This window comes from Flavobacterium sp. W21_SRS_FM6, from assembly GCF_052119645.1.
In the GTDB taxonomy this organism is placed as follows: domain Bacteria; phylum Pseudomonadota; class Gammaproteobacteria; order Enterobacterales; family Alteromonadaceae; genus Paraglaciecola.
Map to the genome: position 1 here is coordinate 101,497 of NZ_JBGQOM010000009.1, position 12,393 is coordinate 113,889.

The following is a 12,393-nucleotide window of genomic DNA, read 5'->3' on the forward strand; positions in this document are numbered from 1 at the left end:
GCTGACGGTTAAGCTTTCAGTTTTTCTATGGCTTGGACTAAATAATCTCGCGAGCAACCAAAATTCAAGCGAAAAAAATCTTTTGCACCAAAGTCTCTGCCGGGTGATGGGCCAATGCCCTTAGCTTCGCACCACTTTTGCGTGTCTTCAACATTCAAGCCACTGGCATCAACCCACAATAAAAACGTTGCGGCGGGGGCGATAGCTTTAAGTCCGGGTATTTTATTTATTTCACCAAGCAAATAATCGCGATTGTCTTTTAGGTAGGCCAGTTCTTGCTGGTGCCATTCATCACAATGTCTAAATGCCGCATTGGTTGCCGCAAGACCGGTCACCGTTACCCATGGAACAATGCCCCGCGTTTCATGATTAAAGGCGGCTCGTAACTTGCCATTGGGAATAATCGCAAAAGACGTACCCAAACCAGCCACATTAAAGGTTTTACTGGCGGCCATTAACGTTACTGAATGTTCTGCTAGCTCGGTATGCGCACTGGCCGGCAAATGAGGCACATCGTCTAAAATTAGGTCGCAATGAATTTCATCAGAGCACAGCATAACATTATGCTTTCTGCAGATTGTCGCGACCCTATCGAGTTCATCTTGACTCAATACCGAACCCACAGGATTCATCGGGTTACACATAATAAACAGCGTGGCTTTAGGATCTGCGGCGGCTTGTTCTAAGGCCTCAAAATCAAGTGTCCAGCGGCCATTAACTTCTACGGTATCAACACAGACCCGATTAAGGTTGTTAATCGCCGGTGCCGCCAGTAATGGAGGGTAATTGGGGGTTTGTACTATCACTGTGTCGCCGGCTTGACAATACGCTTTAATAGCAACATTAAAGGCCGGTACTACACCAGGTGTCCACACTATCCAACTGGGGTGAATTTTCCAGTTGTATTGGCGCTGACACCAAGCCACAACAGCTTCAATAGCATCGGTATCGTGGGCGGGCAGGGTATAACCCAATAAACCATCTTCTATGCGGGCATGCAAGGCGGACAAAATAGGCTCAGCACAGCGAAATTCAGTATCGGCAATCCACATGGGCAGAATGTCAGTGCCTTTGTACTTTTCCCACTTATAGGCTTTTGACCAACTGCGATCCGGTTTATCACTGAAATTCATATTGTGTCCTTGAAAAATTATATTAACTGCATGCAGTTAAGGGCAATTTAGTCCCTTGCTGCTTATCTTTGCTTTAGGTTAAAACACAAGTCAGCATAACCCAAGAACTTGTGGGAATATTACATACTTGCTTTGCAATGTGAGTGGGATATTGCAATGCTTAAACAAATAAAATCGGTTTTATACACTAGGCCAGCTGGACTGTTTCGCGATTAAAATGCTTGCATATTGAGCAAAATCGTACACCAAAGATCAGCAGGCCCTAAACATCACGGGAGGGCTTAGCCCTTGAAGTAAACTTAGTTTGCAGGGGCAGGGGGGGAGTTTGGCTCATGTTGTTGAGAGATTTTATCAGCTGCTTTTTGCTTTCTATGTAGGTTTAGCACGATATCCTCTAAGCGTTTTTTGTTGCCGCCGTTGAGCCGGCGGTTCAACAACTCGTCTAATAGCTCTTGTAAGGATATTTCTTTAAATTGCTCAATTTGCGCTTCTACTAAACTTTGCAATATGTTCAAGCTAAAGGCTATTTCCCGCGGGAATAAGGTATACGCCCGATAGAAGTCTTTTAGTGCTGCAACATAGTTTTTTGCCGCGTATTTCTCTAAGCCATATTTGTTGATTTCAAGGGCTTTAGGTTTACGCTCTTCTATGACCTCTTGATTTTTGACCAGCAGTATTTTACTGACGGCTTTGTCGTTACCTTCTTCATTTTCTCGCTGCTTCAAATAGCTCAGTTCGAGTAAGTGCTGAGCTCTTTCTGGTTTGCCTAAGGCGTAATTGATATTGATGGCATCAAACAGAGTCGAGATTTCGGCATCCAATAAATTTTCCATGCCGGGGCGGTCTAAGATTTCTTTGACTTTGTCTTGATTACCCTCAAGCTGAGCAATGGTGGCAAACATATAATTTTTTTGAATAGCCAACCGTCCATCAATGCTTCTTCGCCCTACAGATCCCACCAGCGCCTTAGCGATATTGAGATCGTTCGCCCTTTCATTACTGGCTCTTTCTTCGGCTTCAAACAAATAACAGCGAGCTAAATCAAGGGTGATTTCTTCGAATCGTTCGCGCACACTGCGGTTAGATTCGCGCTTGCGTTCAAGCAGGGCAATTGCCTCTTTGCCACGTTCTAAACCTTGATAAATAAAGGCTTTCAAACGGGTGGCAGAGAGCGACAAGTCGCCCTCACGGATTTGCTGCATGTAAGACTCTGCTCGGCTGTATTGATTTGCATCAAGGCTAATGCGAGCCAACCATTCGCTGGCTCGATTGCTCGTCAGTTGTGCTTTGGTTAACTCGTGTAACAAGCTCTGGCTTTCTTGAATGTGATTATCAAGAAACAGATTTTGAATTAAGCCCCATTTGGCCCACATGACTTTATTTGAGCCTTGTAGCACTTCTCGGTAAAGGGCGGTTGCCTGACTGTAGCGTTCTAGCTTTGTTAAAATGCGTGCCTTTAATTTAATCAACGGATTGAGTTTGCGCAGATCTTGGTTGGCTTCACACAAGGTTTCTGCCACATCTAAGGCTTGTTCTAATCGGTTTTGATCCATCAACTGATAAATGGGTAGTAAAAATAGATGCAGTTTTACGCAGGCACTCACGCTTTTTGAAAAGTTGCCAATGGTGTAAGGCTTGACAATGAGAGCCTCTGGCTGAATGTCGACAATTTGCCCAATAATCAGAGGTAGGCGGTCAGCGGTGATAAACATCAGGCAAGTAGCGTGTTTAAGGAGTTTTAGATGACGTAATTCTTGCACCACCTCTACGCCGTTTTTATTTTGTCCAAGATGATAGTCCATCAGCAGAATGTCAAAGTGACGGAATTTAAGATTAGCTTTTAATTCTCGGCCATTAGTGAAGCTAGCAATATCAGAAAAGCCCATATCCAACAAATGATTGCGGATATTGGAACGCGCTAATTCGTTATCTTCGACTACTGCTACGTTTAAATTTTTAGGCAACATAGTTAGCGTGAAAAAATCCTTTCATGTTCACAAGCATATCAGGCTAGCACGCTTTATCTAGTTGAATGTTATATCGATTTAATCCTAGGTGTGAAATATCACAACCTGTATACAGAAGTTGGCAGTGAGTGCGTTTACAAATGACACTTAACGTTAACGTAAAGGTGACAAAGTTTGTTAGAGTTGCTTACAGATTTTTAACATAAAGCGCGTTTTTGCGTCTCACTTTTCTGTAAGGATAAGTATGCATACTGTTCCACTGCTCATTAATGGCGATTTCATTGCCTCTCTTACCACTCAATTTATCGACGTCACCAATCCCAATAATAACGCTGTCATTGCCAAGGCGCCGTGTGCAACCGATGACGAAATAGCCGCCGCTATTGCTGCGGCAAAACAGGCTTTTTTAACGTGGCGTGAAGTACCCGCACCAGAAAGAGCGCGAGTGATGATGCGTTATCAGCAGTTACTTAAAGAGCATCATGATGAAATAGCCACTATTTTGAGCCAGGAAACCGGTAAAACCTTGGCGGATGCTAAAGGGGATGTGTGGCGCGGCATTGAAGTGGTTGAACAGGCGATGAATGTACCGTCTTTAATGATGGGTGAAACCGCCGAAAATGTCGCGCGGGGCATCGACACTTACAGCTATATTCAACCCTTGGGTGTGTGTTTGGGTATTACGCCTTTTAATTTTCCGGCCATGATCCCATTATGGATGTTTCCTCTGGCCATAGCCTGTGGCAATACCTTTATTTTAAAACCTTCCGAACAAGACCCCCTTACGCCCATGAAATTGGCTGAGTTGTTTATGCAAGCTGGCGCTCCAAAGGGCGTGTTAAACGTGATCCATGGCGGTAAAGAGCAGGTCAATAAGCTACTGGCTGAGCCTGAAGTACGAGCGGTCTCGTTTGTGGGCTCCGTGCCGGTTGGCCAACATATTTATAAAACTGCTACCGACAATATGAAACGTGCACAGTGTTTTGCCGGCGCTAAAAATCACTCGGTAATAATGCCAGACGCTAATAAAACGCAAGTATTGAATAATCTAGTCGGCGCTTCAGTAGGGGCGGCAGGTCAGCGCTGTATGGCTATTTCAGTAGCAGTGTTTGTGGGTGAGGCCAAAGATTGGATCCCTGAACTCGCTGAGTTAATCAAAGCCGTTAAACCTGGCTTATGGGATGATGCTAACGCCGGTTTTGGTCCACTTATCAGTCCGCAGGCCAAACAACGGGTTTTGGCTCTTATTCAACAAGGTAAACAGCAGGGCGCTGAATGTTTGGTTGATGGCTCTGAATTTAGTTTACCAGGCTATGAAGCAGGTAACTGGGTTGGCCCGACGGTTTTCACCAATGTAGACGAAACAATGGCCATCTATCAGCAAGAAATTTTTGGCCCTGTGCTGTGCTGTATGTCAGTTGACACCCTTGATGAAGCGATTGCGCTGGTGAACCGAAATCCCTATGGCAATGGCACCTCCATTTTTACCAATAGCGGCGCTGCTGCGCGTAAATATCAACATGACATTGAGGTAGGTCAAGTGGGTATTAACGTGCCTATTCCTGTGCCTCTACCGTTTTTCTCGTTTACCGGCTGGAAAAACTCTTTCTACGGTGATTTACATGCTTACGGCAAACAAGCCATCCGTTTTTACACCGAAACAAAAACCGTCACCGCTCGTTGGTTTGATGAAGATGCCCAAGCGGCATCCAATAAAGACGTGCCCAATATGACCATTTCGTTGCGTTAAGCTTGGAGTGTAAAAATCATGAATTTTAACTTAACTGATGACCAAATCGCCTTTGCACAAACCGCAAAACAATTTGCCGACCAAGAGTTAGCGCCTTACGCGGCCTTGTGGGATAAAGAGCATATTTTTCCTAAAGCGACGATATACAAGGCTGGAGAGCTGGGATTTTGTTCACTTTACACCCCTGAAGATGCTGGTGGTTTAGGGTTAACTCGGCTGGATTCCTCTATTATTTTTGAGCAACTTGCCATGGGATGTACCGCCACCACAGCCATGATGACCATTCATAATATGGCCACTTGGATGATCGCAACCTGGGGTACGCAAAAAGCCAAAGCGCAGTACTGTCCCCGCTTGGTGACTGGCGAGCACCTTGCCTCGTATTGTTTGACTGAACCGGGGTCTGGTTCTGATGCCGCGGCCATGCGTTCAACTGCAAAGCTAGATGGCGACAGCTATGTGTTAAACGGCTCGAAAATGTTTATTTCTGGCGCGGGTGAAACGGAAATACTGGTGGTAATGGCGCGCACCGGTGAAGCGGGCGCTAAGGGTATTTCGGCTTTTATCGTACCGGCAAACACGAAAGGCGTTATTTATGGCAAAGCGGAAGAAAAAATGGGCTGGAACGCCCAACCCACCCGCTTGATTACCTTTGAAGAGGTGCGTATTCCTCGCGATCATTTATTAGGTGAAGAAGGGCAAGGTTTTACTTTTGCCATGAAAGGCCTAGACGGTGGACGTATTAATATTGCGACTTGTTCAATTGGCACAGCGCAGCAAGCGCTCAATACCGCTAAAAACTATATGCAAGAGCGCACGCAATTTGGCAAACCCTTGGCGGCTTTTCAGGCTTTGCAATTTAAGTTAGCCGATATGGCCACGGAGCTTGTGGCGGCGCGGCAGATGGTGAGACTGGCGGCTTTTAAACTTGATCAACAAGACTCAGAATGCAGCGCCTATTGCGCCATGGCAAAACGCTTCGCTACAGATGTAGGATTTGAGGTATGTAATCAAGCCCTGCAAATTCATGGTGGATATGGTTATATTAAAGAATACCCGCTTGAACGGTACATGCGGGATGTGCGCGTGCATCAAATTCTAGAAGGTACCAACGAGATCATGCGTATGATAATTGGTCGTAGACTATTGACTGCAGGTGCCGGCGATATTCTTTAATATGGAGTAAACGTTTCAATGATAGAACAACAAAAAGTCTTATTCAGCCTATTGCCAGCTCAAAATGGGTATTTGATTGGTCTTGCAACATTGAATAAACCTAAGGCTTTAAACGCCTTGGATCAAGACATGATTGATTTACTCAATCCGCAGTTACAAGCTTGGCAGGCAGATCCTAAAATTTGCATGGTAGTGCTTGATAGCCAACTTGATAAAGCCTTGTGTGCCGGTGGAGATGTGGTGGCGATGCATCATGCGATGGCGGCTAATCACAGCGGTCAAGCGCCTGCCGCTTTACAGCACTTTTTTACCACTGAGTATCAACTTGACTATCTAATCCATAGTTTCACTAAGCCTTTTTTGGTGTGGGGTAATGGAATCGTGATGGGGGGCGGCTTAGGTTTAATGAGTGGTGCCAGTCATCGTATTGTGACGGAAACTTCGCGTATAGCCATGCCCGAAATCAGTATTGGCTTGTATCCTGATGTCGGTGGTAGTTACTTTTTAAATAAGATGCCAGCAGGTTGTGGCCTATTTTTAGGTTTAACCGGTGCCAGTATTAACGCTGCCGACGCCCTGTATTGCCACCTGGCCGATTTTGTTATTCCTCATGCTTGCAAAGCTGAATTTTTAGAAAAGCTACAAACAGTCGATTGGCAAGCGCAGCAGCAAGCCAACCATGAATTACTCGACACCTTGTGTGATGGTTTTGAAGATACCAATATTTTACCAAGCGCAAACCTGGTTAACTACGTATCGCTATGCGATTCACTGGCTTCGTGCACTGATGTGGTTAATGCACAGCAGCTAATTTTAGCGCAGCACGAGGTACAAGACCCTTGGCTTGGTAAAGCGCAAAAAACGTTGCAAGCAGGCTCAAACATCACTAAACACTTGGTGTTTGAACAACTTGCACGTGGCGCTGATTTGCCCTTGGCTGAATGTTTTAAAATGGAGTTGGTGATGTCTTGTCACTGCGGCACAGTGGGCGAATTTCAAGAAGGCGTAAGAGCGTTGTTGGTAGATAAAGACAACCTTCCAAAGTGGCTTTATACCGAGCTTGCCACCGTGCCCAAACACACTATTGATGGATTTTTTATGTCACCTTGGTCGCCAGAGCAACACCCTTTAGCGCTGCTCGGTCAAGCTTAATTTTGTTCCGTAAACCAACCAAAGAAGGTGAGCAAGTATGCAATTTGCACTAAAAGTCGCGTTTATCGGTTTAGGTAATATGGGTGGCCCCATGGCCATCAATTTACTCAAAGCAAAATTTAATGTGACGGTTTTTGACCTCATGCCACAAGCGGTAGATACCTTAGTTGAAAAAGGCGCCAGCAGTGCAGCAACGGCAATAGATGCAGTGAAAGACGTTGATGTCGTTATCTCGATGTTACCTGCCGGAAAACACGTTGAGGCCTTGTTTTTGGGCGATGACAAGCAGCAAGGTTTGATCAGTGTATTACCCAAAGATTGTTTGGTTATCGATTCAAGCACGATTGATACAGCAACCGCACAAAAAGTCGGCAACGCATTGGCGAAAGAGTCTATCGCTTTTATTGATGCACCTGTCTCTGGTGGTGTGGGTGGTGCAACTGCCGGCACGTTGACCTTCATTGTAGGAGGTGAAAAAGACGATTTTGAACGAGCCACCCTAGTGCTGGATAAAATGGGAAAAAACATTTTTCACGCCGGTCCCTTAGGGGCAGGTCAAACCGCTAAAATATGCAATAACATGTTGCTGTCGGTGCTGATGGCGGGCACCTCTGAAGCATTGCAATTAGCCATTGATAACGGGCTTGATCCCAAAGTGGTGTCAGACATTATGCTGCAAAGTTCAGGACGTAACTGGACACTAGAGCTTTATAACCCTTGCCCAAATGTCATGCCAAATGTGCCCTCTTCCAATGGTTACGAGGGTGGCTTTATGGTTGACCTTATGAAAAAAGACTTAGGCTTGGCCATGGATACCGCGGCAAAAAGCCACTCAGTTACCCCCATGGGTGAACTTGCCCAGCGCTTATATACCAAGCACAGCGAACAGGGTAAGGGCAAGCTCGATTTTTCCAGTATTTTTACTTTATTTTCTAACCCATCTAAAAAGAGTTAAACCATGCAATTAAAAGATTCTGTTATCGCCATTACAGGCGCTGCCCAAGGCCTTGGTAAGGCTATGGCTTTAGAGTTTGCCGCTCAAGGTGCCCATATCGCGTTACTCGATATGCAGGCTGAAGCACTTGACGCCACTGCCGCAGAACTGGCTGTATTAGGCGTAAAAGCCAAAGGCTTTGTGGTGAACGTGACAGACGAAGCCCAAGTAGAAAGCACTTTTGCCGCGATTATCGCCGAATTTGGTCAGCTAAATGGCTTAATCAATAGCGCAGGCATCATGCGCGATGGCATGTTGCTTAAAGTGAAAGAAGGCAAAGTGGTGGATAAAATGTCCCGTCAGCAGTTTCAATCGGTGCTTGACGTGAATGTCACTGGTACCTTTTTATGCAGCCGTGAAGCAGCAGCGCAAATGGTTGAAAGCAAAAGCACAGGGGTAATCATTAACCTGTCTTCGGTATCTCGTGCTGGCAATATGGGGCAAACCAATTATTCGGCCTCTAAAGCAGCAGTAGCCACCATGACGGTCAGTTGGGGTAAAGAATTAGCCCGTTTTGGTATCCGCACCGGTTGTATTGCTCCAGGCTTGGTAGATACTGCCATGGCGCAACAAATGCGCCCCGAAATGCGCGAGCTATTTATTAAAAGCGTGCCTGCCGGACGTTTGGCCGATGTAAAAGAACTCGCTCATGCCGCAAAGTTTATCTTTGAAAACGACTACTTTACTGGCCGTACTTTGGAGCTGGACGGCGGGACTCGGGTGTAAAATATCGGCGCAGAGTCATTGAAACAAAATGCCCAGCGACGCGATAAAGACTGCATTAAGCGGTGCTAAATTACTTGGCGGTATAGACGCTGCAGGTTTGTTTTAAGTCATCCAAGGCTTTGCATAAGACCTGCGATAACACAGGTCTTATTTTCTCTCATCTTTTTGAATAGTGTGCCAGATTGAGGCGAACTAATTTAACGAGTTGTGTTTAGCATTTTCATTGGCTTGCAAGGTTTGCCAAAGCACTTTACCCGCCGCCGATTTTGGCAATATATCGACCACTTCTAAGATACGTGGGATTTTGTAAGCTGCCATGTGCTCTTGCGCCCATATAGACAGCGCTTTGATGTCTAGCTGAGTGTTCGGCTTGAGTACAGCGATGGCTTTCACGTTTTCCCCTCTGTAATCATCCTTTGAACCAATGACACAAACTTCTTCAATCGCGGGATGATGATAAAGGTGAGCTTCAACTTCAGCCGGCCAAACCTTATACCCAGATGCGTTGATCATTCTCTTTAAGCGATCCACGATCCGGATATATCCTTGTTCGTCCATAATAGCCAGGTCTCCGGTTCTTAAATATTTCTTATTATTAACTGTGATAAAGGCTTCGATATTCGCATTAGGGTTTTGCCAATAACTCTGCATTACTTGAGGGCCATGTACGATAATTTCTCCTACTTCTCCTTGGGACACTGGTTGCTTGGTATCTGAATCGAACAACTGAACCTCTGTGTTCATAACGGGGATACCAACACTACCAGCTTTGGGGTTGTGTAGCGGGTTATGTGTGACTGGTCCCATGGTTTCAGTCATGCCATATACTTCGATAAACGTTAGTCCTGTAAGTGTATTCAAACGTTTTGCAATGGCATTTGGCATAGCGCTGCCGCCACCATAAATACAGCGAAGACTAGCAAGGCTGTCAGCTGTCAGTTCTGGTGTGTTGAGCAGGTCAATAACAGCCGTGGGGACGGTGCACCAAGTAGTTACTTGGTATTTTTCAATGAGATAGGCGGCAGCTTCTCGATCCCAGCGAGACATGATGACGTTTGTCGCACCCGTTGCAATGGATACGTTCATGATGCCTTGCAGTCCGACAATATGAAACATGGGAGTGGCACCTAAGTGCACTTCATTACCCTGATAAGAAAACCAATAAATAATACTGCTGAGTGCGTGTTGAGCAGAAAGGTGAGTATGTTGGCAGCCTTTGCCTTTTCCTGTTGAACCTGATGTATAAGGAATAGCCAGCGGATCCGTTACTGACAGTTCTACCTTGGTAAAAGGTTGATCGATGCGAATGACATCTGTCCAGTTGATGATCGGTTTAGGTAGGTTTTCATTGAACGGGGCTTTTACTATGGGTGGAACTTCGACACTGGGTGACGATGGGAGTTCTGCACCGTAATGAGCGGCAATAACATGATCGAGAGTATCAGATGCGAGCAAGGCAGAGAGGTTATCGACTAAATCCTGAGCACAGAAAAGTGTTCTGATGCTTGCGTCTTTGCAAATGTAGGCTAATTCCTCAGATCGATGCATGGCATTAATTGGTACAACGACACCGCCAGCTCTGATAATGCCATAAAATGCAGCCACATATTGTGGCGAGTTTTGCATATAGACACCAATACGACTGCCCTTGGTAACACCGCATGTAGATTGCAAATAACCAGCAATCGCCGTTACCTTGGCATCAAGCTCTGCATAGGTTGTGACGGCACCGTAAAAAATCAAAGCAGCTTTGTCCGGATACTTATTACTTGTGTTACGCAAGTTATCATCGAATGTTTGTGTCGCAGGAGGCAGCTCTTTTGGTATACCGGCTGGCCAGTGGGTGAGGTGTAAATGAGACATGGTTGTGTTTTCCCAAAGAGAAATGACTGGCCATAGCAACGTCAGGCCAGTCATATTGATTTAATGTACGTTTAGCTAATGACGCGAGATTGTGTTTCTCGACTGGTCATCATTTCAATGAATCCATTAAATGATGGCATCAAAACGGCAATACCAACGGCTAGAACATAGCCGTGACCTCGGTTGATATAGTATTCAGGGATCACATCCAACATATACCAAAAGGCATTTCCCCAAATGACCAAAGCGGGCGCAAAGGCAAAGTTGACCGCGAAAATCATGCTCTCGTGCCACTTATTTTCGTAGCCACGAACGTGTTGATAAAGTGCAAGCGCAGCGAATGCTAACAGCGATACCCCTGATACCATGTAGAAACCGCCGCCAGCGGTGACCGCCATGGACGGTTCTCCTAATTGGAATCCCCATACGACTTGTTGTAAACCACACCAAATGGCGGAAACGTAAAAGAGATTACGAGCCAAACGTGACGCCTCATTGCGCAACATGAGCCAAAGCCCCGACGCAATCGTCGTGACCATTAACACCGCAAAGATAGTCGTCAGCAGAGGATGGTTGGTATACAGCATCGCGTCAGCGGCTAAGGTACTCGCAGGTACAATGGCTCGAGCTGCTGTCCAGCTACCAAGGCCAGCCACCCCCAAATAGGTTGATAAGACTGTCCAAATGGCCACCGCACCAACCAGAGACAAGAAGACTTTCAAGGCAACTGGCTGAGGAGCAATTTCCAAAGGTTTAGAGCGCATTGGAGAAGAGGCTCGGTTCCAAGCAAATATCATGCAGCCGATCATTAGGCATTGCCAAAATGTCATCATGTTTACCATGTTGTTCACTTCACCCTGTGTCAAATGAGGGTATATATTGCCCAAGAAAGCCCAGTCATAGCGTTGAATGGGGGCATTTAGAAAGGCCACAAAGGTATATAATTGAAAACCAAGGTGTAGGGCGATATTGCGTTTTTTTATATGATAAATGGCGAGAATTTGGCAGATTATAGTACTGATTGCGAGAGCCCAAAGCTGGATGTGGAACGCAAATCCTTGATAGGTGTGCTCAACACCAGTATGCACCATGTGATATATCGCGGCGAAAGTCATCGTAAAGACACCAATAATATAGATCCCGCCAACCATGCGGTGTGCCTTTCGGTATTTCTTTCTGAAACTCGGCGTAAACTGCAATATTCCTAATATAAGACAAATCCCGCCTAGCACCATATGATAACTGAGAACAGATTTTTCAATAGGCTTCATAGAGTTGTAATACAACACCTGAGTCGAATTACCATTGCTGCCATAACCAAAATAGGTTCCGGTAACCATGGCGGTTAGGTTATTCCACAGTGGATAAACGTCTGCCGCTTCCTTTGCGACCTGGGCATAAGGGACGCCAAGATCACCTTCGGCCTCGATGCGTTTTACCGTGTCATGAACGGCTTGTTCATCATGGATATATGGCAACATTTTATAACCAGCTTCCCACACTAAAAAACTATAAAAAGCGAGAGCCATGGAAAACAGGATCCAAGCATTCAATGTTTTAGGTTTAGTGCGAATAAAATGTTTAAGAGTATTAATGGCTTGATTACTCATAATATTTTCCTACTTTCTTAAA

Annotated in this window: 9 protein-coding genes; 5 read left to right on the forward strand and 4 right to left on the reverse strand. The window is 45.5% G+C overall.

What is annotated here, in order from left to right; translation table 11 throughout:
• Positions 1-8: 8 nt before the first annotated feature.
• Both ACEN2L_RS15265 and ACEN2L_RS15270 read right to left on the reverse strand, forming a co-directional pair.
• Positions 9-1,133 (reverse strand): MalY/PatB family protein, encoded by a 1,125-nt coding sequence (locus ACEN2L_RS15265; protein WP_306021696.1) that lies wholly within the window; start codon positions 1,131-1,133, stop codon positions 9-11.
• A 299-nt stretch (positions 1,134-1,432) separates the two neighbouring features.
• The gene (locus tag ACEN2L_RS15270; protein WP_441744951.1) at positions 1,433-3,100 is read right to left on the reverse strand and encodes a response regulator; all 1,668 of its coding nucleotides are present in this window, start codon (positions 3,098-3,100) and stop codon (positions 1,433-1,435) included.
• A gap of 244 nt (positions 3,101-3,344) precedes the next feature.
• Here ACEN2L_RS15270 and ACEN2L_RS15275 point away from each other — a divergent pair, with 244 nt between their 5' ends.
• The 5 genes from ACEN2L_RS15275 to ACEN2L_RS15295 are packed head-to-tail and all read left to right on the forward strand — an operon-like array spanning position 3,345 to position 8,898.
• A complete protein-coding gene (locus tag ACEN2L_RS15275) occupies positions 3,345-4,850 on the forward strand; it encodes a CoA-acylating methylmalonate-semialdehyde dehydrogenase (protein WP_441744953.1) in 1,506 nt (501 codons plus the stop codon).
• A gap of 18 nt (positions 4,851-4,868) precedes the next feature.
• Entirely contained in the window at positions 4,869-6,026 is a 1,158-nt protein-coding gene (locus tag ACEN2L_RS15280) for an acyl-CoA dehydrogenase family protein (protein ID WP_441744955.1), read from the forward strand.
• Between the two features lie 18 nt (positions 6,027-6,044).
• Positions 6,045-7,178, forward strand: coding sequence for an enoyl-CoA hydratase/isomerase family protein (locus tag ACEN2L_RS15285; RefSeq protein ID WP_441744957.1), 1,134 nt, complete (start codon positions 6,045-6,047; stop codon positions 7,176-7,178).
• 37 nt (positions 7,179-7,215) lie between these two features.
• The gene (gene mmsB, locus ACEN2L_RS15290; RefSeq protein WP_441744959.1) at positions 7,216-8,133 is read left to right on the forward strand and encodes a 3-hydroxyisobutyrate dehydrogenase; all 918 of its coding nucleotides are present in this window, start codon (positions 7,216-7,218) and stop codon (positions 8,131-8,133) included.
• A 3-nt stretch (positions 8,134-8,136) separates the two neighbouring features.
• A complete protein-coding gene (locus tag ACEN2L_RS15295) occupies positions 8,137-8,898 on the forward strand; it encodes an SDR family oxidoreductase (RefSeq protein ID WP_441744961.1) in 762 nt (253 codons plus the stop codon).
• A gap of 192 nt (positions 8,899-9,090) precedes the next feature.
• Here ACEN2L_RS15295 and ACEN2L_RS15300 read toward each other — a convergent pair whose 3' ends face one another.
• The gene (locus ACEN2L_RS15300; protein WP_441744963.1) at positions 9,091-10,761 is read right to left on the reverse strand and encodes an AMP-binding protein; all 1,671 of its coding nucleotides are present in this window, start codon (positions 10,759-10,761) and stop codon (positions 9,091-9,093) included.
• Positions 10,762-10,832: 71 nt separating this feature from the next.
• Positions 10,833-12,371 carry a DUF2306 domain-containing protein gene (locus ACEN2L_RS15305; RefSeq protein ID WP_441744965.1) on the reverse strand — a complete coding sequence of 513 codons (1,539 nt, stop codon included), beginning with the start codon at positions 12,369-12,371 and terminating at the stop codon, positions 10,833-10,835.
• Positions 12,372-12,393 lie beyond the last annotated feature (22 nt).